The organism is Lysobacter stagni (assembly GCF_030053425.1).
GTDB lineage: Bacteria > Pseudomonadota > Gammaproteobacteria > Xanthomonadales > Xanthomonadaceae > Lysobacter_J > Lysobacter_J stagni.
This window is the reverse complement of record NZ_JASGBI010000001.1, coordinates 3296149-3321242: the sequence shown is the minus strand read 5'-3', so window position 1 is coordinate 3321242 and position 25094 is coordinate 3296149. Positions and strand designations below refer to the sequence as shown.

At 66.5% G+C, this 25094-nt stretch carries 23 protein-coding genes and 2 tRNA genes; 23 read left to right on the top strand and 2 right to left on the bottom strand.

What is annotated here, in order from left to right; genetic code table 11:
- The first annotated feature begins 60 nt into the window (after positions 1-60).
- Together accD and glmM are read left to right on the top strand one after the other, a co-directional pair.
- On the top strand, positions 61-948 hold the full coding sequence (accD, locus tag QLQ15_RS15450; protein ID WP_283213645.1) for an acetyl-CoA carboxylase, carboxyltransferase subunit beta: 888 nt from the start codon (positions 61-63) through the stop codon (positions 946-948).
- Positions 945-2285 (top strand): phosphoglucosamine mutase, encoded by a 1341-nt coding sequence (gene glmM, locus QLQ15_RS15445; RefSeq protein ID WP_283213644.1) that lies wholly within the window; start codon positions 945-947, stop codon positions 2283-2285. The genes accD and glmM overlap by 4 nt, the downstream gene beginning before the upstream one ends.
- Positions 2286-2328: 43 nt before the next feature.
- Here glmM and QLQ15_RS15440 read toward each other — a convergent pair whose 3' ends face one another.
- Positions 2329-4164, bottom strand: coding sequence for a DUF3413 domain-containing protein (locus QLQ15_RS15440; protein ID WP_283213643.1), 1836 nt, complete (start codon positions 4162-4164; stop codon positions 2329-2331).
- A gap of 174 nt (positions 4165-4338) precedes the next feature.
- On the opposite strand from QLQ15_RS15440, the gene QLQ15_RS15435 reads away from it, so the two are divergent.
- Positions 4339-5289 (top strand): isopenicillin N synthase family dioxygenase, encoded by a 951-nt coding sequence (locus tag QLQ15_RS15435; protein ID WP_283213642.1) that lies wholly within the window; start codon positions 4339-4341, stop codon positions 5287-5289.
- A 3-nt stretch (positions 5290-5292) separates the two neighbouring features.
- On the opposite strand, the gene QLQ15_RS15430 is transcribed toward QLQ15_RS15435, so the two are convergent.
- The gene (locus QLQ15_RS15430) at positions 5293-5832 is read right to left on the bottom strand and encodes a DNA-deoxyinosine glycosylase (RefSeq protein WP_283213641.1); all 540 of its coding nucleotides are present in this window, start codon (positions 5830-5832) and stop codon (positions 5293-5295) included.
- Positions 5833-5924: 92 nt separating this feature from the next.
- Between QLQ15_RS15430 and tpiA the strand changes: the two genes are divergently transcribed.
- The 20 genes from tpiA (at position 5925) to nusA (ending at position 25013) form a co-directional block, all read left to right on the top strand.
- Complete coding sequence (tpiA, locus tag QLQ15_RS15425) at positions 5925-6677, top strand: triose-phosphate isomerase (RefSeq protein WP_283213640.1); 753 nt, start codon at positions 5925-5927, stop codon at positions 6675-6677.
- Between the two features lie 59 nt (positions 6678-6736).
- Positions 6737-7255, top strand: a complete 519-nt coding sequence (secG, locus tag QLQ15_RS15420; protein WP_283213639.1) for a preprotein translocase subunit SecG — start codon at positions 6737-6739, stop codon at positions 7253-7255.
- A gap of 140 nt (positions 7256-7395) precedes the next feature.
- A tRNA-Leu gene (locus QLQ15_RS15415) sits at positions 7396-7480 on the top strand.
- A 151-nt stretch (positions 7481-7631) separates the two neighbouring features.
- A complete protein-coding gene (locus QLQ15_RS15410) occupies positions 7632-7988 on the top strand; it encodes an NADH-quinone oxidoreductase subunit A (protein ID WP_283213638.1) in 357 nt (118 codons plus the stop codon).
- Positions 7979-8551, top strand: coding sequence for a NuoB/complex I 20 kDa subunit family protein (locus tag QLQ15_RS15405; RefSeq protein WP_283213637.1), 573 nt, complete (start codon positions 7979-7981; stop codon positions 8549-8551). The genes QLQ15_RS15410 and QLQ15_RS15405 overlap by 10 nt, the downstream gene beginning before the upstream one ends.
- 1 nt (position 8552) lies before the next feature.
- Positions 8553-9281: an NADH-quinone oxidoreductase subunit C gene (locus QLQ15_RS15400; protein ID WP_283213636.1), complete on the top strand. Its 729-nt coding sequence runs from the start codon at positions 8553-8555 to the stop codon at positions 9279-9281.
- Complete coding sequence (locus QLQ15_RS15395) at positions 9278-10582, top strand: NADH-quinone oxidoreductase subunit D (protein WP_283213635.1); 1305 nt, start codon at positions 9278-9280, stop codon at positions 10580-10582. The genes QLQ15_RS15400 and QLQ15_RS15395 overlap by 4 nt, the downstream gene beginning before the upstream one ends.
- A gap of 30 nt (positions 10583-10612) precedes the next feature.
- Positions 10613-11140 (top strand): NADH-quinone oxidoreductase subunit NuoE, encoded by a 528-nt coding sequence (gene nuoE, locus QLQ15_RS15390; RefSeq protein ID WP_283213634.1) that lies wholly within the window; start codon positions 10613-10615, stop codon positions 11138-11140.
- A 10-nt stretch (positions 11141-11150) separates the two neighbouring features.
- Complete coding sequence (gene nuoF / locus QLQ15_RS15385; RefSeq protein WP_283213633.1) at positions 11151-12518, top strand: NADH-quinone oxidoreductase subunit NuoF; 1368 nt, start codon at positions 11151-11153, stop codon at positions 12516-12518.
- Positions 12515-14743, top strand: a complete 2229-nt coding sequence (nuoG, locus tag QLQ15_RS15380; protein WP_283213632.1) for an NADH-quinone oxidoreductase subunit NuoG — start codon at positions 12515-12517, stop codon at positions 14741-14743. The genes nuoF and nuoG overlap by 4 nt, the downstream gene beginning before the upstream one ends.
- 3 nt (positions 14744-14746) lie before the next feature.
- The gene (gene nuoH / locus QLQ15_RS15375) at positions 14747-15820 is read left to right on the top strand and encodes an NADH-quinone oxidoreductase subunit NuoH (RefSeq protein ID WP_432277823.1); all 1074 of its coding nucleotides are present in this window, start codon (positions 14747-14749) and stop codon (positions 15818-15820) included.
- A gap of 12 nt (positions 15821-15832) precedes the next feature.
- Positions 15833-16321, top strand: a complete 489-nt coding sequence (gene nuoI / locus QLQ15_RS15370; RefSeq protein ID WP_283213631.1) for an NADH-quinone oxidoreductase subunit NuoI — start codon at positions 15833-15835, stop codon at positions 16319-16321.
- A gap of 13 nt (positions 16322-16334) precedes the next feature.
- On the top strand, positions 16335-16970 hold the full coding sequence (locus QLQ15_RS15365; RefSeq protein ID WP_283213630.1) for an NADH-quinone oxidoreductase subunit J: 636 nt from the start codon (positions 16335-16337) through the stop codon (positions 16968-16970).
- A 20-nt stretch (positions 16971-16990) separates the two neighbouring features.
- Positions 16991-17293, top strand: a complete 303-nt coding sequence (gene nuoK, locus QLQ15_RS15360; RefSeq protein ID WP_283214037.1) for an NADH-quinone oxidoreductase subunit NuoK — start codon at positions 16991-16993, stop codon at positions 17291-17293.
- A 19-nt stretch (positions 17294-17312) separates the two neighbouring features.
- On the top strand, positions 17313-19490 hold the full coding sequence (gene nuoL / locus QLQ15_RS15355) for an NADH-quinone oxidoreductase subunit L (protein WP_283213629.1): 2178 nt from the start codon (positions 17313-17315) through the stop codon (positions 19488-19490).
- A gap of 49 nt (positions 19491-19539) precedes the next feature.
- Positions 19540-21036 carry an NADH-quinone oxidoreductase subunit M gene (locus QLQ15_RS15350; RefSeq protein ID WP_283214036.1) on the top strand — a complete coding sequence of 499 codons (1497 nt, stop codon included), beginning with the start codon at positions 19540-19542 and terminating at the stop codon, positions 21034-21036.
- A gap of 11 nt (positions 21037-21047) precedes the next feature.
- Positions 21048-22493, top strand: coding sequence for an NADH-quinone oxidoreductase subunit NuoN (nuoN, locus tag QLQ15_RS15345; RefSeq protein ID WP_283213628.1), 1446 nt, complete (start codon positions 21048-21050; stop codon positions 22491-22493).
- Positions 22494-22576: 83 nt separating this feature from the next.
- Positions 22577-22653 (top strand) — tRNA-Met (locus tag QLQ15_RS15340).
- A 234-nt stretch (positions 22654-22887) separates the two neighbouring features.
- A complete protein-coding gene (gene rimP / locus QLQ15_RS15335; RefSeq protein ID WP_283213627.1) occupies positions 22888-23463 on the top strand; it encodes a ribosome maturation factor RimP in 576 nt (191 codons plus the stop codon).
- A 62-nt stretch (positions 23464-23525) separates the two neighbouring features.
- Positions 23526-25013 carry a transcription termination factor NusA gene (nusA, locus tag QLQ15_RS15330; protein WP_283213626.1) on the top strand — a complete coding sequence of 496 codons (1488 nt, stop codon included), beginning with the start codon at positions 23526-23528 and terminating at the stop codon, positions 25011-25013.
- The last annotated feature ends 81 nt before the right edge of the window (positions 25014-25094 follow it).

Here is a 25094-nt window from a genome sequence, read left to right as displayed (position 1 = left end):
GGCCCGCTCGGCCGGACCCCACTCCGGCTTTCGTCAAGCCTGAACGGGAATTCCGAACGCATGTCCTGGCTCAAGAAACTCATGCCCTCGGGCATCCGCACCGAAACCAGCGCCGCCAAGCGGCGCGGCGTGCCGGAAGGCCTGTGGGAAAAGTGCGACCGGTGCGGTGCGGTGCTGTACCGCCCCGAGCTCGAGGAGAACCTCGAGGTCTGTCCGAAGTGCAGCTTCCACATGCCGATCCGCGCGCGCGTGCGCCTCACGGCGCTGATGGACGCGGGCAGCACGCGCGAGATCGCCGGCGAGCTGGGCCCGACCGACGTCCTCAAGTTCAGGGACCAGAAGAAGTACGCCGACCGCATCAAGGCCGCGCAGAAGTCCACCGGCGAACGCGATGCGCTGATCGCGATGGAAGGCACGCTCAAGCAGCGTCCGCTGGTCGCGGCCGCGTTCGACTTCGCCTACATGGGCGGTTCGATGGGCTCGGTCGTGGGCGAGCGTTTCACCCGCGCCGCCGAGCGCGCGCTGGAACTGGGCTGCCCGTTCGTGTGCTTCACCGCCACGGGCGGTGCGCGCATGCAGGAGAGCCTGTTCTCGCTGATGCAGATGGCCAAGACGTCCGCCGCGCTGGCGCGCATGCGTGCGAAGGGGTTGCCCTTCATCTCGGTCATGACGCACCCCACCACCGGTGGCGTGTCGGCCTCGTTCGCGATGCTGGGCGACCTCAACCTGGCCGAGCCCGAAGCCCTGATCGGTTTTGCCGGCCCGCGCGTGATCGAGCAGACCGTGCGCGAAACGCTGCCCGAAGGCTTCCAGCGCTCGGAATTCCTGCTCGAGCACGGCGCGCTGGACCAGATCTGCGACCGTCGCGAGCTGCGCGACCGTCTTGCCACGCTGTTCGCGTTGATGATGAAGCAGCCGCAGCCGCAGGACGACGAGGTGAGTGCTTGAGCCGCAGGTATTTCGGCACGGACGGTATCCGCGGACGTGTCGGTGAGGGGCCGATCTCGGCCGATTTCGTACTCCGCCTTGGCAATGCCTACGGCCATGCGCTGCCGCGTCGCGGCTGGCGCAACCCGGTGGTGATCATCGGCAAGGACACGCGCATCTCGAACTACATGTTCGAGGCCGCGCTCGAAGCGGGGCTGGTTGCCGCGGGCGTGGACGTGCAGCTGATGGGCCCGATGCCGACGCCGGCCGTCGCCCACCTGACCCACTCGATGCGCGCCGACGGCGGCATCGTGATCTCGGCATCGCACAACCCGCACCACGACAACGGCATCAAGTTCTTCTCCGCCGAGGGCGAGAAGCTGGACGACGCGACCGAGCTGGCCATCGAGGCCGCGCTGGAGCAGCCGTTCCGCACCGTGCCGTCGGAACAGCTGGGCAAGGCCGTGCGTACGCGCGATGCGCTGGGGCGCTACATCGAAGCCTGCAAGAGCTCCGTGCCCAAGGGCTTCGACCTGGGCGGCCTGCGCATCGCGATGGACTGCGCCAACGGTGCCAACTACCAGCTGGGCCCGCTGGTGCTGCGCGAACTGGGCGCGCGCGTGGACGCCATCGGCATCGACCCCAACGGCATCAACATCAACGACGGCGTCGGCTCCACGCACCCGGAGGTGCTGGCCGCGCACGTGCGTGGCACGCAGGCCGACCTGGGCATCGCGTTCGACGGCGACGGCGACCGCGTGCTGTTCGTCGACGGTGACGGCGTGGTGTGCGACGGCGACGATCTGCTTTACGTGCTGGCCACCGACTGGCAGCGCAGCGGCCGCCTGCGCGGTCCGGTCGTGGGCACGCTGATGACCAACTACGCGCTGGAGCGCGCGTTCGGCGAGCGGAACATCGGATTCGTGCGAGCCAAGGTCGGCGACCGTTACGTGCACCAGCAACTGGTCGCCAACGATGGCGTGCTCGGCGGTGAGGCGTCGGGTCACCTGCTGTGCCTGGACCGCACCAACACGGGCGATGGCATCGTCAGCGCACTGCAGGTGCTGGAAGTGCTGCAGCGTCGCGGCCTCTCGCTGCGTCAGGCGCTGGAAGGCTTCAGCAAGGTCCCGCAGAAGACCGTCAATGTGCGTTTCGCGGCAGGCTCGAAGCCTGTCGAGGCGCCGTCCGTGCAGGCTGCACTGGCGCAGGCACAGGCGGCGGTCGAAGGTCGCGGCCGCGCCTTCCTGCGTCCTTCCGGCACCGAGCCGGTCGTGCGTGTGACGGTCGAGGCCGACGATGCCGGCCTGATGCAGGACACCCTCGACCGCCTGGCCGAGGCGGTGCGCGAAGCGGTCTGAAGTTCACGGCCCTCCCGCGCAACGCGGGAGGGCGGCGATGCGGTCAGCGTTTCTGGAACCGCGTCAGCTGGGCCCACGATTGGCCCACCACCTGTGAGGGGACATCCGCGCCGACGATCGGGCGGTACTGGCGGTCCACGACGTCGGACGGGCCGAAGTTGTCGAACAGGTAAATGCGCTCGCCTTCGCGGATCGCGCGCTGCGACCAGCTTTCCACCACCAGCGGCCGCTGGTTCGGGATGAGACCGAACAGATCGACGCCGGTCGCGTAGTCGGCGGTGTCGTTGCTGCAGTTGAGCGCGTGGCGCATGACGGTCGGCACGAAGTCCTCGTGCGAGGTGACCGCGTCGACCGTGCGCGGCGCGCGGCCCGGCCAGTGCAGCACGAACGGCGTACGCAGCTGGTAGTCCGAGAAGTTGCCGTTGTGACCCCAGTAGTTCTGGTGCAGGTCGTTGAATTCCTCGCCGTGATCACCGGTGATCAGTACCACCGTGTTGTCGGCCAGTGGACTGTCCTGCAACGTCTGCAGCAGCTGGCCGATCATCTGGTCGCTGTAGTGCACCGCCGCCCGGTAACGATTGAATTCCGGTGTGGGGTCGTGATCCGGGCCCAGCTTGAGGAAGTTCACGTCCTTCGCCATCGGCTGGAACGGCGACTGGAAACCGGCCGGCAGGTGGTAGGGCGCGTGCGGGGAATCCAGGAACACGAAGCCGAAGAACCGTTCGCCGGCCGGATGGTTGCGGATGTCTGCCTCGATGCGCTCGACGACGTAGCGGTCACGCTGCGCACGGTCCAGGTCCGATGGCGCGTTGACGATGCGGTCGCGCACCTGCGAGAAGACCGTGCGATCGAACTCCGGGCTGTACAGCGGCGCGCTGCCGTAGATGTGCATGCGATAGCCGTCCTGCTGCATCGCCTCGATCATGGCCGAGCCGCGCTGTTCGGCCAGCATCGCCTGCCAGTAGCCGCCCGGCAGCCCGTACATCAGTCCGAACAGACCGAAGCGCGTGGCATTGCCGGTGCTGTAGTGGTTGCGGAAAACCTCGGAGCCCTGCGCGTAGCGCCAGGTGTTGGGCATGACTGCAGGGTCGAGCATCTCGTGGCGCAGCGATTCCACCAGCACCACCAGCACGTTCATCGTCGGCTGCGCATCGCAGCGCAGTGGGTGCAGGGGATAGCCGAGGTGGCTGTGGCTGGCGTCGGGAAGCGTCGGGGTCTCCACCGTCTCCACGCCCATGCGTTCCAGCGTTCCCTTCAGCGTGATCGGTTGCGCCCACGGGATGTAGGACAGCTGCGAGAGCACGGCGCGATCGCCGCGCGCGTCGGAGTACGCGGCCATCGCCTGGCCCAGCACCAGCCACAGGCCGACACCCCACCAGGCAGAGCGCACGCTCAGCATTCCCGGGCGGTGGTCCAGGGCGCGCCACCACAGTCGCGCGGAAATGAATTCCAGCGCCGCGAGCGCGACGACCGCCAACGCGATCAGCGCCCACATGCCGGCCGAGAAGGTGACCTGATCGTTCAGCGCGCCGCCGAAGATCATGTTCGCGACCATTGCGTTGAGGTGGAAGCGATACAGCGCGAAGACCTTGGCGTCGGCCAGCAGCAGGCAGATCCAGAAGGTCTGCAGCGTCACCGCGGTGGCGATCATCCAGCGCGGATCACGCACCAGTCGCCCCACGGCCCACGCGGGCAGGGCGACCAGGCCGCCGAAGAAGATGAAATGACCGGGCAGGGCCAGCAGCAGGAACAGGAGCGAGCGCCAGTCGCCCGCCGAGGAGAGCGGGATGTTGGAACAGGCGATCAGGCTGGCCAGCAGGGCGTTGCCTAGGATGAACCCCGTCAGCCAGGCGGAACGGAACCTGGGCGGGGCGGACATTGCAGCGAAATCCATTCGGATGACGGGGTGTGTATGTGTCTGAGGCCGACATTATCCGGCAACACCCATGTGCTAGGGCAGCAACCCCGTGGGCAATCCTGAACAAGCCGCGGGCCCCGGGCCCCGGCGTATCATGTGCGCCTTCCAGAGAACCCCGCCTGCAGGCCCCATCCCGTGAACCGAATTCCGACCCTCGACATCCGCCGCTTCACCCACCCGGCCGCCCCCGGCGACCGCGAGGCCTTCGTGGCCGAACTCGGTGCGGCCTATCGCGAGTGGGGCTTCGCCGGCATCCGCGGGCACGGCATCCCGACCGAGCAGATCGACGCGTCCTATGACGTGTTCAAGCGTTTCTTCGCGCTGCCGGAAGAGGCCAAGCGCAAGTACCACGTCGCAGGCCAGGGTGGCGCCCGCGGCTACACCCCGTTTGGCGTGGAGACGGCCAAGGATTCCAAGCACTACGACCTGAAGGAGTTCTGGCACGTCGGCCGCGAGATCCCGCGCGACTCGAAGCACGCCGCGGTGATGCCGCCGAACCTTTGGCCCGACGAAGTGCCCGAGTTCCGCCAGGAGGCCTATGGCCTGTACCAGGCGCTGGACCAGCTGGGTTCGCGCGTGCTCAGCGCACTGGCGCTGCATATCGACCTGCCGGAGAACTATTTCGCCGACAAGACCGACTCGGGCAACTCGATCCTGCGTCCCATCCACTACCCGCCGATCACCACCGACGACATTCCCAACGTGCGTGCCGGCGCGCATGAGGACATCAACCTCATCACCCTGCTGGTGGGCGCCAGTGCAGAAGGCCTGGAAGTGCTGTCGCGCAAGGGCGAGTGGGTGCCGTTCACCGCCGATGCCGACACCATCGTGGTGAACATCGGCGACATGCTGCAGCGCCTGACCAACCACGTGTATCCCTCGACCACGCACCGCGTGGTCAATCCTCCGGGCGAGAAGGCGCGCCAGCCGCGTTATTCCACGCCGTTCTTCCTGCATCCCAATCCGGATTTCCTGATCGACGTGCTGCCCTCGTGCGTCACCGCGGACAATCCGAGCCGTTATCCGGAAGCCATCACCGCGCACGGCTACCTCGAAGAGCGCCTGCGCGAGATCAAGCTGAAGTAAGCCTCAAGCCGTTTCGATCCCGGCCGCCTGCAGCGCGTCGCGCCAGGCGGCCAGCTTGGCCGCGACGGGTGTCGCGGCATTGGCGGGGCTGGTGGAGGGCAGGCGCCGGAAGACCAGGCCCGACTCCGCCAGCGGCGGGCCGAAACGACGGAACGCGGTCTCCGCCTTTGCGCCGTTGAACAACACCGTGCGCACCCCGCGGTGTGTCGCGAAGAGCGCCGCGAAATCGTTGGCCTGCGCGGTGTCGTCGCGAATCGCCGAATCCAGGCTGCCGACGCGTTCGCAACGGTCGAACACATCCCACAGCGCGATGCCCGCAGCCTGCATGCGTTCGAGCCGGCGTTCGTAGGGCAGGGCCGGCAACGCGCCGACCAGTTCGCCCATGATCGGCCAGAAGTGGTTGTGCGGATGCGCGTAGTAGCGGCCTGCGTCCAGCGATGCCGCACCGGGCATGCTGCCAAGCACGAGCACGCGTGAATCGCGCGAGGCGATGGGCGCGAAGCCTTTCAGCAGAGCCGGGTTTTCGCCTTGCGCGTTCTCCATCGGGTCGGATTCTCGCCGACGTGGAGTAAACTTGCCGCCGCTCGCGGCCCGGCCGCAGGCAATCCCCCCGAATACGCTGCTAAGGAGTGGTCATGCGCCGCAGAATCGTTGCCGGAAACTGGAAGCTGCACGGCGATCGGCGTTTCGCCCTCGAGCTGCTCGACGCGCTCGCCTCGCGCGAGGTGCCGGCCGGCGTGGAGCGCATGATCCTCCCCCCGATGCCGTACCTGGCCGAACTGGTCGGGCGTTACGGCGAGCGCGGGTTTTCCTTCGGTGCGCAGGACGTCAGCCAGAACCAGAAGGGTGCCTACACCGGCGATGTCTCCGCGGCGATGCTGCGGGACGTGGGTGCCGCTTACGGCTTGGTCGGCCATTCCGAGCGCCGCCAGTACCAGGGCGAGACCAGCGAGCTGGTCGCGCGCAAGTTCCTGGCCTGCAAGGCTGCGGGCCTGACGCCCATCCTGTGCGTCGGCGAGAGCCTGTCCGAACGCGAGGACGACCAGACGCAGTGGCGCATCCAGGAACAGTTGGAGCCCCTGTTCGAGCTGGGCGGAGAGGATGTGTTCGAAGGCGCGATCGTCGCCTACGAGCCGGTGTGGGCTATCGGCACCGGACGGACTGCGACGCCGGAACAGGCCCAGGCGGTCCATGCGTTCATCCGTAGCGAAATCTCCGCACGCAATGCTAGAATCGCTGGCTCGCTGCCGATCCTGTACGGAGGCAGTGTGAAGGCCGACAATGCCGCCGCGCTGTTTGCGCAGCCGGACGTCGATGGCGGCCTGGTCGGAGGCGCCTCCCTGGTTGCCGACGATTTCCACGCCATCGCGGTTGCGGCGGCACCCTGACGAAACGCGGATCCGTCCGCCGGACGTCACCCACGAGACGAATAAGCAGAACCCTAACGATGCTGTTGATCCTCAACGTCATCTACGTGCTGATCGCAATCGCGATGGTCGCGCTGATCCTCATGCAGCGTGGCGCGGGTGCGCAGGCCGGTTCCGGTTTCGGCGGCGGCGCCTCAGCCACCGTGTTCGGTGCGCGTGGTTCCGCCAACTTCCTGTCCAAGGCCACCAAGTGGCTGGCCGTGGCGTTCTTCCTCATCAGTCTGTTCATGGCCTACCAGGCGACGGACAAGGCCGCCAAGCGCGCCGGTGCTGCCGCGCCGAGCGCCGGCATGATGGCCGACGAAGTGCCTTCGGCGCCCGCGCAGGGTGGCAACGCCACCGTTCCGGCTGCGCCGACGGCTACGACCCCGGCGAACTCCAGCGTTCCGCAGGCTCCGGCCATGCAGAACGCGCCTGCGACGGTCCCGGCTGCGCCCGTGCAGGCGCCGGTCGAGACGCAGGCGCCTGCCGCGACGCAGGCGCCTGCCGCGACGCAGTCGCCGGAACCGGCAAAGCCCCAGCCCCCTGCGGGCGGCTGATAGGACGCGGTAAACTTTGTTTTCATCGGCCCGGCACGGAAAGCCGGGTACGGTCAGCGATGACCGGAAGCGACCGGGGCTTGCATTTGGCGCGGTCGGGTCAGGAAGACGAACACGTCAGTGATGACGTTGGTTTGATTGCCCAGGTGGCGGAATTGGTAGACGCACTACCTTGAGGTGGTAGCGACGTAAGTCGTGGGGGTTCGAGTCCCCCCTTGGGCACCACACCGAATAACACGTAACTGCAGCAACTAGCACCACCGACCGAGGTGCGGCACGTACGGCGGGCCGGGTCTCGCGCGGGGATGACCCTGGCGGCTACCGCCGAGCCAGGTCGCCACAGGCGACCGAGCTATACGAAGCGAGAGAACACCGAGTGCTGGCCGAATACCTGCCGACCCTGCTGTTCCTGATCGTCGCCGGAGGTATCGGCGTCGCCCTGCTGGTGGTGGGCAAAGTGCTCGGCCCCCAGCGTCCCACCCTTGAAAAGCTCTCGCCGTACGAATGCGGCTTCGAGGCATTCGAGGACGCGCGCATGCAGTTCGATGTGCGCTATTACCTCATCGCCATCCAGTTCATCATCTTTGACCTGGAAATCATCTTCATCGTGCCCTGGGCCACCGTGTTCCGCGACCTCGGTCCGCTCGGCCTGATCGAGATGGCCATCTTCGCCGGCATGCTGCTGCTCGGCTTCGTCTACGTCTGGAAGAAGGGAGCACTCGAATGGGAGTGATCCAGAGTGTTTCTGAGTTGATGCACAACCCGCTGCCGGAAGGGCGGCTGGATGACATCCTGCGCCCCGAGGGCGACAACCCGCTGCTGCAGAACGGCTTCGTCACCACCAGCATGGACGCGCTGTGGAACTGGGCGCGCACCGGCTCGATGTGGCCGATGACGTTCGGCCTGGCCTGCTGCGCGGTCGAGATGATGCATGCCGGTGCGGCGCGCCTGGACCTGGATCGCTACGGCGTGGTGTTCCGCCCGTCGCCGCGCCAGTCCGACGTGATGATCGTGGCCGGCACGCTGGTCAACAAGATGGCCCCGGCGCTGCGCAAGGTCTACGACCAGATGCCGGACCCGAAGTGGGTCATCTCGATGGGCAGCTGCGCCAACGGCGGTGGCTACTACCACTACTCGTACTCGGTCGTGCGCGGTTGCGACCGCGTGGTGCCGGTCGACGTCTACGTGCCGGGTTGCCCGCCGACCGCCGAAGCGCTGGTCTACGGCATCCTGCAGCTGCAGAAGAAGATCCGCCGCGGCACGAACTTCGGCGACAACAAGCAGGGCGTGCGCTGACATGGCCGAGAGTGCACAGGCTTTCGCCGATCGCCTCATCGCGCGCTTCGCCGACGCGCTGGTCGTCGTCGCGCAGCCGCGCGGCGAGGTGACCCTCGACGTCTCCGCCGACCAGTGGCTCGCCACCGCGTTGGCCCTGCGCGACGAATTCGGTTTCGAGCAGGCCGTCGACCTCAGCGGCGTCGACTACCTCAGCTACGGCAGCGACGAGTGGGACACCGACGTGTCCTCGGAAGGCTTCTCGCGTGGCGTGGAAGGCAAGAGCGCCGGTCGTTTCGTGTGGGGTGAGCAGCCCAATGGCGCCGCCGCCGCGCCGGAGCGCCGCTTCGCCGCGGTCGCGCACCTGCTCTCGTACCAGCACAACCAGCGCGTGCGCCTGCGCACGTTCGCCGACAACGACGACCTGCCGGTCGTGGATTCGCTCTCGTCCGTGTGGCCGGGCCTGAACTGGTTCGAGCGCGAGGCGTTCGACCTGTACGGCATCGTGTTCGAAGGTCATCCGGACCTGCGCCGCATCCTCACCGACTACGGCTTCGTCGGCCATCCGTTCCGCAAGGACTTCCCGCTGATCGGCAACGTCGAGGTTCGCTACGACGCCAACAAGAGGCGCGTCGTGTACGAGCCGGTTTCGATCGACCCGCGCGTGGGCGTGCCCCGCGTCATTCGCGACGACGCCCGCTACGAGACCGCGCAGGGCGAAGCCGCACAGCGCGCCGAGGTGAAGAAGTGAGCGCCCAGTCCTCCAACGGAATCTCCAGCACGTCGGGCCTCGGCAGCGGCGCCGAGATCCGCAACTACACGCTGAACTTCGGCCCGCAGCACCCGGCCGCGCACGGCGTGCTCCGCCTCATCCTCGAGATGGACGGCGAAGTCGTGCATCGCGCCGATCCGCACGTCGGCCTGCTGCACCGTGGCACCGAGAAGCTGGCCGAGTCCAAGCCGTTCAACCAGTCGATCGGCTACATGGATCGCCTGGACTACGTGTCGATGATGTGCAACGAGCACGCCTACGTGCGCGCGATCGAGACCCTGATGGGCATCGAGGCGCCGGAGCGTGCGCAGTACATCCGCACGATGTTCGACGAGATCACCCGCATCCTGAACCACCTGATGTGGATCGGTTCCAACGCGCTCGACCTGGGCGCGATGGCGGTGTTCCTGTACGCGTTCCGCGAGCGCGAAGAGCTGATGGACTGCTACGAGGCGGTCTCCGGCGCGCGCATGCATGCCACGTACTACCGTCCGGGCGGCGTGTACCGCGACCTGCCGGACCGCATGCCGAAGTACAAGGAATCGCCGTGGCGCAAGGGCGGCAAGCTCAAGCGCTTCAACGAATGGCGCGAAGGCTCGCTGCTGGACTATCTCGACGCCTTCACCGACGACTTCCCGAAGCGCGTCGACGAGTACGAGACCCTGCTCACCGACAACCGCATCTGGAAGCAGCGCACCGTCGGCATCGGCGTCGTGTCGCCCGAACAGGCGCTCGCCCTGGGCATGACCGGCGCGATGATCCGCGGTTCGGGCATCGCCTGGGACCTGCGCAAGAAGCAGCCCTACGCGAAGTACGCCGAAGTCGACTTCGACATCCCGGTGGGCGTGAACGGCGACTGCTACGACCGCTACCTGGTGCGCGTCGAGGAGATGCGCCAGTCCAACCGCATCATCAAGCAGTGCGTGAAGTGGCTGAAGGCCAATCCGGGCCCGGTCATCGTCGACAACTTCAAGGTCGCTCCGCCCAGCCGCGAGGACATGAAGGACGACATGGAAGCCCTGATCCACCACTTCAAGCTGTTCTCGGAAGGCTATTGCGTGCCGGCCGGCGAGACCTACGCGGCAGTCGAGGCGCCCAAGGGCGAGTTCGGCTGCTATCTGGTCTCCGACGGTGCCAACAAGCCGTTCCGCGTGAAGCTGCGCGCACCGGGCTTCGCACACCTTTCGTCGATGGACGCCATCGTCAAGGGCCACATGCTGGCCGACGTGGTGGCAATGATCGGCACCTACGATCTCGTGTTCGGCGAGGTCGACCGCTGACCGCGGCGGCCCGTTGAGGAAACTGGACTAATGAAGGCGACCGGAAATTTCGAGGCCTGTCAGCATGTCGACCCGATGGTCGCCCTGTCCGACAAGACCCGCGCGCACATCGACCACTGGCTGGCCAAGTTCCCGCCGGACCGCAAGCGTTCCGCCGTGCTGCAGGGTCTGCACGCCGCGCAGGAGCAGAACGACGGCTGGCTCAGCGACGAACTGATCGCGGCCGTGGCCAAGTATCTCGGCCTGCCGCCGGTGTGGGCGTACGAGGTGGCCAGCTTCTACTCGATGTTCGAGACGGAGAAGGTCGGCCGCCACAACGTGGCCTTCTGCACCAACATCAGCTGCTGGCTCAACGGCGCCGAGGACCTCGTCCGCCACGCCGAGCAGAAGCTCGGCTGCAAGCTGGGCGAGTCCACCGCCGATGGCCGCGTCTTCCTCAAGCGCGAGGAAGAGTGCCTGGCCGCGTGCTGCGGCGCGCCGGTGGTGGTCATCAACGGTCATTACCACGAGAAGCTCGACACCGTGAAGGTGGATGAGCTGCTCGACGGCCTGAAGTAAGGCGGGTCCCATGGCGCACGAGCATCACGACTACTCGAAGGGTTACGGCCCGGTCGGTCCGGCCCCGCAGGAGCACAACGTCGTCTACACGACGCTGCACTACGACACGCCGTGGTCGTACGAGAACTACCTCAAGACCGGCGGCTACGCAGCGCTGCGCAAGATCCTGACCGAAAAGATGGAGCCGTCCGCGGTCATCGACATGGTCAAGGCTTCGGGCCTGCGCGGCCGTGGCGGCGCGGGTTTCCCGACCGGCCTGAAGTGGAGCTTCATGCCCAAGGGCAGCGGCACGCAGAAGTACATCCTGTGCAACTCGGACGAGTCCGAGCCCGGCACGGCGAAGGACCGCGACATCCTGCGCTACAACCCGCACGCGGTGGTCGAGGGCATGGCGATCGCCTGCTACGCCACCGGTTCGACCGTGGCCTACAACTACCTGCGCGGCGAGTTCCACCATGAGCCGTTCGAGCATTTCGAGCAGGCGCTGAAGGAAGCCTACGAGAACGGCTGGCTGGGCAAGAACGTGCTCGGCAGCGGCGTGGACATCGACATCTATGGCGCGCTCGGCGCCGGCGCCTATATCTGCGGTGAGGAAACCGCGCTGATGGAGTCGCTGGAAGGCAAGAAGGGCCAGCCGCGCTACAAGCCGCCGTTCCCGGCCAACTTCGGCCTGTTCGGCAAGCCGACCACCATCAACAACACCGAGACCTACGCCTCGGTGCCGGCGATCATCCGCAACGGCGCGGAGTGGTTCCTCAACCTGGGCAAGCCGAACAACGGCGGCCCGAAGGTGTTCTCGGTGTCTGGCCACGTGGCCAAGCCGGGCAACTACGAGATCCGCCTGGGCACGTCGTTCGCCGACCTGCTGCAGATGGCCGGCGGCATGCGCAATGGCGCGAAGATCAAGGCGGTGATCCCCGGTGGTTCCTCGATGCCGGTACTGCCGGGCGAGACCATGATGGGCCTCACCATGGATTACGACTCGATCCAGAAGGCCGGTTCGGGCCTGGGCTCGGGCGCGGTCATCGTCATGGACGAGACTGCCTGCATGGTGCGCGCCTGCCAGCGCATCGCGCGGTTCTACTTCAAGGAAAGCTGCGGCCAGTGCACGCCGTGCCGCGAAGGCACTGGCTGGATGTACCGCATGCTCACGCGCATCGTCGAGAAGCAGGCCACGCTGGAAGACCTGCAGATGCTGCGCGCTGCGGCCGGCCAGATCGAAGGCCACACCATCTGCGCGTTCGGCGAAGCCGCCGCGTGGCCGGTGCAGGGCTTCCTGCGCCATTTCTGGGATGAATTCGAATACGCGATCGTGAACAAGCGCTTCCTGGTCGACGACCAGCGCGCAGGCACGGTGGTGGAGAAGGTCGCCGCATGAGCGCACAGCCCGTCAATCCGAACCTGCCGCCGGACCACGTCACCGTCTTCATCGACGGCGTCGAGATGGCCGCGCCGAAGGGCTCGATGATCATCCAGGCCGCGGACAAGGCCGGTATCCCGATTCCGCGCTTCTGCTACCACGACAAGCTGGCCATCGCGGCGAACTGCCGCATGTGCCTGGTCGAGGTCGAGAAGATGCCCAAGCCCGCGCCGGCCTGCGCCACCCCGGTGATGGACGGCATGCGCGTGACCACGCGCAGCGAGAAGGCGCTGAAGTCGCAGCGCAACGTCATGGAATTCCTGCTGATCAACCACCCGCTGGATTGCCCGATCTGCGATCAGGGCGGCGAGTGCGAACTGCAGGATCTGTCGCTGGGCTATGGCCGTTCGGTCAGCCGCTTCGCCGAGCGCAAGCGCGTGGTGCCGGACGAGGACATGGGCCCGCTGGTCGCCACCGAGATGACCCGCTGCATCCAGTGCACGCGCTGCGTCCGCTTCACCGCGGAAATCGCCGGCACGTACGAGCTGGGCGGCATGTACCGCGGCGAGAACCTGCAGATCGGCACCTTCGACGGCAAGCCGCTGACCACGGAACTGTCGGGCAACGTCATCGACGTTTGCCCGGTAGGCGCTCTGACCAACAAGGTCTTCCAGTTCAAGGCGCGTCCGTGGGAGCTGATCGCGCGCGAGTCGCTGGGTTATCACGACTCGCTGGGCAGCAACCTGTTCCTGCACGTGCGCCGCGGCGAAGTCCTGCGCAGCGTCCCGCGCGACAACGAGGCGGTCAACGAGTGCTGGCTGTCGGACCGTGATCGCTATTCCCACCAGGGCCTGTACGCGGAAGACCGCGCCAGTGTTCCGATGATCAAGGTGGACGGCGAATGGCGTGAAGCCTCGTGGGAAGAAGCGCTGGCCAAGGCCGCGAAGATCCTGCGCGACAACGGCGCCGACCGCCTGGGCATCCTCGCCCATCCGTCCACCTCGAACGAGGAGGGCGCTCTGCTGGCCCGTCTGGCCGAGGCTTTGGGCACAGGCAACCTGGATCACCGCATTGGTCAGCTGGACCTGAGCGACGGCGCCGACGCGGCTCCGTTCGCCACGCCGGTGGCCGACATCGATCACGCCGACGTCATCGTCATCGTGGGTTCCAACCTCCGCCACGAGCTGCCGCTGGTGCACCAACGCGTACGCAAGGCCTGGAACCGCGGCGCCAAGGTGCACGTGGTCAACCCGGTCGACTTCGACTTCACCTTCGACATCGCCAGCAAGCGCATCGTCGCGCCGTCGCAGATCGCGGCCGCGCTGGGCGAGTCGGCGCTGGTCGATGCCGTCAAGGCCGGCACGCGCGCGATCGTGATCGTCGGTGCGCTGGCCGAGAACGGCCCGCACGCCGCGCAGATACGCAAGGCCGCGGCCGACTTCGCCGCCACCACCGGCGCCTCGCTCAACCGTATCCCGCAGGGTGCCAACGCCGTCGGCCTGTCCGACTACGGCGTGCTGCCGACCTCGCGCGATGCCCAGGCGATGCTGTCCGACGCGCGTTCCGCATACATCCTCTACGGCATCGAGCCGGGCCTGGATTTCGCCGACACCGCGACCGCGGCGAAGGCGCTGAATCCGGCCCAGGTCATCGCGTTCAGCACGTTCGCGTGCCGTTCGACGCGCGGTGTCGCCGACGTGATCCTGCCGATCGGCCTGCTGCCGGAGATCGACGCCACGCTGACCAACCTCGACGGCCGCCAGCAGGCGACCGTGGCCGGCGGCAAGCTGCCGGGCCAGGCGCGCGCCGGCTGGCGCGTGCTGCGTGCGCTGGGTGGCGAGCTGCAGGCGAAGGGTTTCGAATTCACCGACCTGACGGGTCTGCGCGCCAGCATGAAGATGCGTGAGGTGCAGGTCGCCCATGGCCAGGCGCCGGGCATCGCCGCTGACGGTCTGGAAGTGGCCAAGAGCGTGGCGATCTACCGCAGCGATGCGGTCGTACGTCGCGCCCCGGCACTGCAGTCGCACCCGCTCAACGTCGAGCCGCGCGCGGTCCTCAACCCGCAGGACGCGTCCGCGCTGGGGCTGGCCGATGGCGTGGTGGGCAAGTTCAACACCGCCGCGGGTACCGCGACGCTGCCGGTCGTCGTGAGCGACAAGGTCGCGCGCGGCACCGTATGGGTCGAGTCCGGCCACGGCGCGACCGCGCCTGTCTCGGGCCGCGTGCAGGCGGGGAGGGCGTAAGCGATGAATGGAATGTTCACCACGCAGGTCGTCGACCCGCTGCGCGAGTTCTTTCTGTCGTTCGGGATGATCGGCGCGATCGTGTGGATCGTGCTGAAGATCCTGCTGATCGCCATGCCGGTGATCATCTCCGTGGCGTTCTACGTGGTCTGGGAGCGCAAGCTCATCGGCTGGATGCACGTGCGCCACGGGCCCATGTACGTGGGCAAGGGCATCCTCCAGGCCTTCGCCGACGTCTTCAAGCTGCTGTTCAAGGAAGTCATCCAGCCCACGCGCGCGGAGAACTTCCTGTTCAAGCTCGCGCCGCTGATCGCGCTCGCCCCGGCATTCGCCGCCTGGGCCGTGGTGCCGTTCGATACGCAGATGGTGCTGTCCAACGCCAATGCCGGCCTTCTGTACCTGCTGGCGATGACCTCGCTGGGCGTGTACGGCATCATCCTGGCCGGCTGGGCGTCGAACTCGAAGTACGCGTTCCTGGGCGCCATGCGCGCCGCCGCGCAGGTCGTCTCGTACGAAATCGCGATGGGCTTCGCGATGGTCGGCGTGATGGTCGGCGCCGGCAGCCTCAACCTCACCGACATCGTGATGGCGCAGGCCGGCAACGCCGGCGCGCTGGAATGGTTCTGGGTGCCGATGCTGCCGCTGTTCGTCGTGTACTTCATCTCCGGCGTGGCCGAAACCAACCGCGCTCCGTTCGACGTGGTGGAAGGCGAGTCGGAAATCGTGGCCGGCCACATGGTCGAGTACTCGGGTTCGGCGTTCGCGCTGTTCTTCCTCGCCGAATACGCGAACATGATCCTGATCAGCTTCCTGGTCTCGATCTTCTTCGTCGGCGGCTGGCTGAGCCCGTTCCACGGGCTGGGCATCCCGGTACTGTCGGTCGACGGCTGGTGGTGGCTGTTCGCCAAGGTCTTCTTCTTCGCCAGCTGCTTCATCTGGTTCCGCGCGTCGTTCCCGCGTTACCGCTACGACCAGATCATGCGCCTGGGCTGGAAGGTGTTCATTCCGCTCACCATCGCCTGGATCTGCGTGGTGGCGGTGATGGCGTACTTCAAAATCTTCGAGCCCGGCGTGTAAGGGGCATCAGGCATGAATCGCATCGTTTCCTACTTCAAGAGCCTGCTGCTCATCGAGCTGGTGCAGGGACTGGCTCTCACGGGCAAGTACCTGTTCAAGCCCAAGTACACGCTGATGTACCCGATGGAGAAGACGCCGCAGTCGCCGCGCTTCCGCGGTGTGCACGCACTGCGCCGCTATCCGAACGGTGAAGAGCGCTGCATCGCCTGCAAGCTGTGCGAGGCCGTGTGCCCCGCGCTGGCGATCACCATCGATTCGACCAAGCGCGAGGACGGCACCCGCCGCACCACGCGCTACGACATCGACCTGTTCAAGTGCATCTTCTGCGGCTTCTGCGAAGAGTCCTGCCCGGTCGACTCGATCGTCGAGACGCACGTGCACGAATACCACTTCGACAAGCGCGGCCAGAACATCGTTACCAAGCAGCAGCTGCTGGCCATCGGCGACCGCCTCGAGGCGGAGATCGCCGAGCGCCGCGCCGCCGACGCACCTTTCCGTTGAGGGCCTGACGAACATGGATCTCGCCCAGATTGCCTTCTTCGTCTTCGCCGCCTGCGCCACGGTTGCCGCCGTCGGCGTGATCAGCGTGAAGAACCCCGTGCACGCGGTCCTGCTGCTCGTGCTGACCTTCTTCTCCGTCGCCTGCACCTGGATCATCGCCGGTGCCGAGTTCCTCGGCGTGGCGCTCATCCTGGTCTACGTCGGCGCGGTGATGGTGCTGCTGCTGTTCGTGGTGATGATGCTCGACATCGACGTTGCGCCCCTGCGCGAAGGTTACGTGCGCTACCTGCCGGTCGGGCTGGTGGTCGCGGTGATCATGCTCGTCGAGATGCTGACGCTGATCGGAGTGAAGGCCAACGTCGTCACGGCGTTCCCGGCCGATCCGTCGGCGGCGGGCAACACGCAGTGGATCGCCCGTGCGCTGTTCACCCAGTTCCTGCTTCCGTTCGAGGTGGCAGCGGCCATCCTGACCGTCGCGGTGATCGCGGCGGTGATGCTGACGCTGCGTCGTCGCACGGGCGCCCGCCACCAGAATCCGTCCGCGCAGGCGCGCGTCCGCGCCGCCGATCGCGTGCGCATCGTCAAGATGGACGCCGTCAAGCCGGTCGCGCCGGCGGCGGAAGTTCCGGCAGAGGAGGGCAAGCCGTGAGCGAATTCTTCGGAGCCGGGCTGGCGCTCGGTCATTACCTCGCGCTGGGTGCGGTGCTGTTCTGCATCAGCGTCGCGGGCATTTTCCTGAACCGCAAGAACGTGATCATGCTGCTGATGTCGCTGGAGCTGCTGCTGCTCGCGGTGAACATCAACTTCGTCGCGTTCTCGCGCCAGTTGTCCGATCCGGCGGGCCAGGTGTTCGTGTTCTTCATCCTGACCGTGGCCGCTGCCGAGGCCGCCATCGGCCTGGCGATCCTGGTCACGCTGTTCCGCAACCGGCGCACGATCAACGTCGCCGAAATCGATTCGCTGAAGGGCTGACGCGGTGGAGAACGCTATCGTGGAGCACGCTATCTCCAAGACCGTACTGCTGGCGGTCGTGCTGGCGCCGTTGCTGGGCGCCATCATCGCCGGCTTGTTCCGTCGCCAGGTCGGCCGCGCCGGCGCACACTGGGTGACCATCCTCGGCGTCGCCATCAGCTGCCTGTTGTCCATGCAGGTGCTGTGGCAACTGATGCATGGCGCCGCGCCGTTCAACGAGAACATCTACACCTGGTTCCAGGTGGGCGGCATCGACGCGCACGTCGGCTTCATGGTCGACAGGCTGACCGCGATGATGATGGTGGTCGTCACCTTCGTCTCGCTGCTGGTGCACATCTACACCATCGGCTACATGGCCGAGGACGACGGTTACCAGCGCTTCTTCAGCTACATCTCGCTGTTCACCTTCTCGATGTTGATGCTCGTGATGAGCAACAACTTCCTGCAGCTGTTCTTCGGCTGGGAAGCAGTGGGCCTGGTGTCGTACCTGCTGATCGGCTTCTGGTTCAAGCGTCCGACCGCGGTGTTCGCCAACCTCAAGGCGTTCCTGGTCAACCGCGTCGGCGACTTCGGCTTCCTGCTCGGCATCGCCGGCGTGCTGATGGCCTTCGGCTCGCTCGATTACGGCACCGTGTTCGCCCGTGCCGGCGAACCGTCCGTTGCCATGGCGCAGCTGCAGCACGCCTGGCCGGTGCTCGCGCAGACCGGCAGCTGGCTGTCGCCGATCGCTGGCTGGTCGCTGATGACCGTCATCTGCATCTGCCTCTTCATCGGCGCGATGGGCAAGTCGGCCCAGGTGCCGCTGCACGTGTGGCTGCCCGACTCGATGGAAGGCCCGACGCCGATCTCCGCGCTGATCCACGCCGCGACGATGGTGACCGCGGGCATCTTCATGGTCGCCCGCATGTCGCCGCTGTTCGAGCTGTCGGACACCGCGCTGACCTTCGTGCTCTTCATCGGCGCCACCACTGCCTTCTGGACGGGCCTGATCGGCATCGTGCAGAACGACATCAAGCGCGTCGTCGCGTACTCCACGCTGTCGCAGCTGGGTTACATGACGGTGGCGCTGGGTGTCTCGGCGTACAGCGCGGGTGTGTACCACCTGATGACGCATGCCTTCTTCAAGGCGCTGCTGTTCCTCGGTGCCGGTTCGGTCATCATCGGCATGCACCACGAGCAGGACATGCGCCGCATGGGCGGCCTGAAGAAGTACATGCCCATCACGTACTGGACGATGCTGCTGGGCACGCTGGCGCTGATCGGCACGCCGTTCTTCAGCGGCTTCTACTCGAAGGACACCATCATCGAGGCTGCCGCGCATCACGCCCACGAGGCGCACAGCTGGGTGGCGACGTACGCCTACTGGGCCGTGCTGCTGGGCGCGTTCGTCACCGCGTTCTACAGTTTCCGTCTGCTGTACCTCACCTTCCACGGCAAGGAGCGCTTCCACGATCCGCTGCCGGACCACTACGTCGCGCCCGAGGCCGATTCGACCGAGCACGAGACCGCGCTCGCCGAGGAGCATGGCCACGATGCGAAGCACGGTCACGACGATCACGGTCACGGCCATGACGACCACCACGCGCACACGCCGCACGAGTCGCCGTGGGTGGTGACCGTCCCGCTGATGCTGCTGGCGATCCCCTCGGTGCTGATCGGCTACCTCACCGCAGGTCCGATGTTGTTCGGCACGGACGTCGCCGGCCATCACAAGCAGCTGCCGTTCTTCCTGGGCGCGATCGACCTCGACGCTGCGCGCGACACGGTCGCGCTGGTGAGCGAGGAGGCCTGGCACGGCCCGCTCAAGTACGCGCTGCACGGCTTCCAGGCGCCCGCCTTCTGGTTGACGCTGGCGGGCTTCGCGCTTGCCACCGTCATGTACTGGTGGAAACCCGAGCTGCCGGCGAAGGCCCGCAAGCTGTTCGCCTGGCCGGTGCGCGTGCTCGAGAACAAGTACGGCTTCGACAAGCTCTGGATCGACGGCTTCGCAGGCGGCGGTCTGGGCCTGGGCAAGGCGTCGCGCGCCATCGACACGCACGTCATTGACGGTGTCGCGGTCAATGGCAGTGCGCGTGTCGTCGACCTCGTCGCCCGTCTTACCCGCCGGATGCAGTCCGGTTACCTCTACCACTACGCGTTCGCGATGATCCTCGGCCTGATTGCACTACTGGCCGTGCTGATCCGCTTCTGGCGCTGATAAACAAGGACCCGACGTGAACCCCGAGCCCTTGCAGAGCACTTCCTTCCTGCTCAGCCTGCTGATCTGGCTGCCGATTCTCGGCGGCCTGGCAACGATGGCCTTCGGCAACGAGCGTGCCGGTGCGGCGCGCTGGTTCGCCACCGGCATCGCCCTGCTGACGCTGCTGGCCAGCGTGCCGTTGCTGACCGGTTTCGACATGACCACCGCCTCGATGCAGTTCGTCGAGAACCGCGAGTGGATCCCGGCCTACGACATCCGTTACCACCTCGGCGTGGACGGTATTTCGGTGGCGCTGATCGCGCTGACCACGTTGACCACGCTGCTGGCGATGATCGGTGCGTGGACGTCGATCGAGAAGCGGGTGGCCCAGTACTACGCCGCCTTCCTGATCCTCGAAGGCCTGATGGTGGGCGTGTTCGCCGCGCTGGACGCGATGCTGTTCTACGTGTTCTTCGAAGGCATGCTCATCCCGATGTTCATCATCATCGGCGTGTGGGGTGGCCCGCGTCGCGTGTACGCGTCGATCAAGTTCTTCCTGTACACGTTCCTCGGCTCGCTGTTCATGCTGGTCGGGTTGATCTACCTGTACCTGAAGGGTGGCAGCTGGCAGCTGTCGGACATGTACGCGCTGCCGCTGACAGCGACCGAGCAGATGTGGCTGTTCTTCGGATTCCTGATCGCCTTCGCGGTCAAGGTGCCGATGTTCCCGGTCCACACCTGGTTGCCGGACGCGCACGTCGAGGCGCCCACGGCCGGTTCGGTGATCCTGGCCGCGATCATGCTGAAGATCGGTGGTTACGGTTTCGTGCGCTTCGTGCTGCCGATCGTCCCCGACGCCGGCGCCGAGTACGCGTGGCTGGTGATTGCGCTGAGCCTGATCGCGGTGGTCTACGTCGGTCTGGTCGCCCTGGCGCAGGACGACATGAAGAAGCTCATCGCGTACTCGTCCGTCTCGCACATGGGTTTCGTCACGCTGGGCACGTTCATCGCCTTCGTGCTGGTGCGCGACTACGGCAGCACCGAGACCGCACGCCTGGGCCTGCAGGGCGCCATGGTGCAGATGATCAGCCACGGCTTCGTGTCGGGTGCGATGTTCTCCTGCGTCGGCGTGCTGTACGACCGCATGCATACCCGCATGATCAAGGACTACGGCGGCGTGGCCAACGTGATGCCCTGGTTCGCGGCGTTCATGGTGCTGTTCGCGATGGCCAACTCGGGTCTGCCGGGCACCTCCGGCTTCGTCGGCGAGTTCATGGTCATCCTGGCCAGCTTCCGCGCGCATCCGCTGATCGGTTTCATCGCGGCGACCACGCTGATCATCGGCGCGGCGTACACGCTGTGGCTGGTCAAGCGCACGATCTGGGGCGAGGTGGCCAACGCGCACGTCGCCGAGCTGGAGGACATCAACCCACGCGAGGCGTTCGTGCTGGGCGTGTTCGCGGCGGGTGTGCTGGTGCTGGGCCTGTGGCCGAAGCCGCTGACGGACCTGATGGAACCGTCGATTGCGAATCTGGCGACGCAGCTCGCCGCGTCGAAGCTTTGAGGTTGTAGCGCATGAACATGCCTGTCCGCACCTTTGCCGACATCCAGCCGCTGCTGCCCGAGCTGGTGGTGATCCTCGGCGCGTTCGCGCTGCTGATGCTCGACCTGTTCCTGGACGAGCGCCGACGCGTCGTCAGCCACCTGTTCGCGATCGCCGTGCTGGCGATCGCCACCGTCATGGTCGCCACCGGCGTGGGCGGGCAGGGCACCGTGCTCAGCGGGATGTTCATCCGCGACATCGCGGCAGACGTCATGAAGGTGACCATCGGCATCGTTGGCATCCTGGCGATGATCTACACCTGGCCGTACCTGCGTGCCCGCGAGCTGTACAAGGGCGAGGTGTCCGTGCTGATGCTGTTCGCCACCGCGGGCATGATGCTGCTGGTGTCGGCCGGAAGCCTGGTGATGGTGTACCTGGGCCTGGAAATGCTCGCGCTGTGCTCGTACGCGCTGGTCGCGGTCGACCGCGACAGCCCGCTCGCCTCCGAAGCGGCCATCAAGTACTTCGTGCTGGGCGCGCTTGCGTCGGGTCTGCTGCTGTACGGCCTCTCGCTGGTGTACGGCTCGACCGGCACGCTGCAGCTGGATCAGATCGCCGTCGCCGCGCAGGCCAACAAGTCCTCGCTGATGCTGATCACCGGCGTGGTGTTCATCGTCGCCGGCATCGCCTTCAAGTTCGGTGCCGCGCCGTTCCACATGTGGCTGCCGGACGTGTACCACGGTGCGCCGACGCCGATCACGCTCTTCATCGGCTCCGCGCCGAAGCTGGCCGCGTTCGGCATGACCTATCGCCTGCTCGAGATCGGCGCCGCGCCGTTCGAGGAGCAGTGGCGCCTGATGCTTGCCGTCACCGCGGTGCTGTCGCTGGCCATCGGCAACCTGAGCGCGATGGTGCAGAGCAATCTCAAGCGTCTGCTTGCCTACTCGACGGTGTCGCACGTCGGCTTCCTGTTCGTCGGCCTGGCCGGCGGCGGGCGCGAGGGCTTCGCCGCCGCGCTGTTCTACGCGATCAGCTACTCGATCATGTCGGCCGCGGCCTTCGGCGCGATCATCGTGCTGTCGCGCCGTGGTTTCGAGGCCGATCGCATCGACGACTACAAGGGCCTCAATGCGCGCAATCCGTGGATGGCGGGCCTGATCCTGTGCGTCATGGCTTCGCTGGCCGGCGTGCCGCCGTTCCTTGGCTTCTGGGCCAAGCTGGCCGTGCTGCGTGCCGCGTTGCAGGGCGACATGCTGTGGCTGGCGATCGTCGGCATCGTGTTCGCCGTCGTTGGCGCGTTCTACTATCTGCGCGTCATCAAGGCCATGTATTTCGACGAGCCGGAAGGCGAGGCGCTGCAGGCCAGCGACGATCGCCCGCTGCGCATCGCCTTCGGTGTCAACGCGCTTGCGCTGCTGGCGCTGGGTCTTGCGTGGAGTCCGATCATGGCGTGGTGCCAGCGCGCATTCGCGGGCTGAGCAAGGAGTTACGCGCAAATCCGATTTAATTCATGAATCGGGCTTGCGCAGTTTTATGTCGGCCGTTATGATGGTCGGCCTGATGCGGGGTGGAGCAGTCTGGCAGCTCGTCGGGCTCATAACCCGAAGGTCGCAGGTTCAAATCCTGCCCCCGCTACCAGCTTCGGCCAGGGCCTGATGGAGGCCCTCGGAAAGTCCGGGATCCCGGGCTTTCCCAAGGCCAAAGGCTCGGGCTTGGTGATCGTGCTCTGCTCGCACGGTCGCACCGAAATCCAGCTGTACGGACAAGGGGCCCGCAAGGGCCTCTTGTCGTTTTTGTGCTCGGAAAGTGCGTTCGCAGGCCGGACCATCGGAGCAGTGCGGCGATCGTCGATCGCCAGTGGGAGTCAGACGCGTGACGGATAAAGCAGTCGAAATCGCGAACCTGCTCGCCCCGACGATTGCATCGCTGGGTGTCGAGTTGCTGGGCGCGGAGTACCTGGCGGCGCCGGGCAGTGCCGTGCTGCGCCTGTACATCGACGTGCCGGCCGACGAGGCCGTGGGCGAGGATGGCCAGCCGCGTTCGGTGACGATCGAGGACTGCGAGGCGGTGAGCCGCGAGGTGTCGGCACAGCTCGACGTCGAGGACCCCATCAGCGGTCAGTACACGCTGGAAGTGTCGTCGCCCGGTCTGGACCGCCCGTTGTTCACGCTGGAGCATTTCGTGCGTTTCGCCGGGCAGACCGCGAAGGTCGGCCTCAAGCTCCCGCAGGACGGTCGCCGTCGTCTGCAGGCGCAGATCGCGCGCGTGGAAGGCGACAACGTGGTGTTCCTGCTGGAGACGGGCGAGTTCGTCGTGCCGTCCGGCAACATCGACAAGGCGCGGCTGGTCCCGGACTGGGCCGCGCTGGGGTTCGCTCCGGTCAAGCCGGGCAAGGACAAGCCAGCGAAGGGCGGGCCGAAAGGCAGCGCTTCGAAGGCGAAGAAGTAACCAACCAAATCACCACCCAATGCCGGCGGCAACACTGTCGCCGACCGTGCGGAGTTAGAAAGATGAGCAAGGAACTGTTGCTGGTCGTTGATGCCGTCGCCAATGAGAAAGGCGTGCCGCGCGAGGTCATCTTCGAGGCCATCGAGGCCGCGCTGGCCTCTGCCGCGAAGAAGCGCTATCACGACGAGGACGTGCTGGTTCGCGTGTCGATCGACCAGAAGGACGGCAGTTACGAGACCTTCCGTCGCATGGAAGTCGTGGCCGACGACGTGGTCATGGAATCGCCGGACCGCCAGATCCGCATGATGGACGCCATCGATGAAGTCGAGGGCGTGGAAGTCGGCGATTACATCGAAGAGCAGATCGAGAACCCCGAGTTCGGCCGCATCGCCGCACAGGCCGCCAAGCAGGTGATCGTGCAGCGCGTGCGCGAGGCCGAGCGCCAGCAGGTCGTTGACGCATGGAAGGATCGCGTCGGCGAGCTGGTCACCGGCGTGGTCAAGCGCGTGGAGCGCGGCAACATCTACGTCGACCTGGGCGGCAACGCCGAAGCGATCATCCCGAAGGACAAGGGCATCCCCCGCGACGTGCTCCGCACCGGCGACCGCGTTCGCGGTTACCTGTTCGACGTGCGCAGCGAGCCGCGCGGCCCGCAGCTGTTCATCAGCCGCGCCGCACCGGAATTCATGATCGAACTGTTCAAGCTCGAAGTGCCGGAAGTCGGCCAGGGCCTGGTGTCGATCAAGGCCTGCGCCCGCGATCCGGGCGACCGCGCCAAGATCGCCGTGCTGGCGCACGACAACCGCACCGATCCCATCGGCGCCTGCATCGGCATGCGCGGCTCGCGCGTGCAGGCCGTCAGCAACGAGCTGAACGGCGAGCGCGTGGACATCGTGCTGTGGTCCGACAACCCGGCCCAGTTCGTCATCAACGCGATGGCGCCGGCCGAGGTGCAGTCGATCATCGTCGATGAAGAGAAGCACTCGATGGACCTGGCCGTGGCCGAGGACCGCCTGGCCCAGGCGATCGGCAAGGGCGGCCAGAACGTCCGCCTGGCCAGCCGCCTGTCGGGCTGGCAGCTCAACGTGATGACGCAGGACCAGGTCACCGCCAAGTCCGAGTCCGAGCAGGCCTCCGCGCGCCAGCTGTTCCAGGACAAGCTGGAGGTTGACGAGGAGATCGCCGGCATCCTGGTCTCGGAAGGCTTCAGCACGGTCGAGGAAATCGCCTACGTGCCCGTCGGCGAGCTGCTGGCGGTCGAGGGCTTCGACGAGGACATCGTCGAGGAGCTGCGTTCGCGTGCCCGCGACGCGCTGCTCAACGAGGCGCTGGCCGCCGAAGAGGAGCTCGAGGAGCACCAGCCGGCGGCCGACCTGCTGGGCCTGGACGGCATGGACGAGGCCACCGCCTACGCGCTCGCCGCGCGCGGCGTGGTCACCCGCGACGACCTGGCGGACATGGCCACCGACGAACTGACCGATATCGAAGGCATCGACCAGACCCGTGCCGCCGCGCTGATCATGGAAGCGCGCAAGCACTGGTTCGAATGAATACCGCGTCGGCCTGCCCTGGAACACGGGGCTAGAATGACGCCAACACGCACGGGACCCGTCCCGCGCCAAGAGGACACG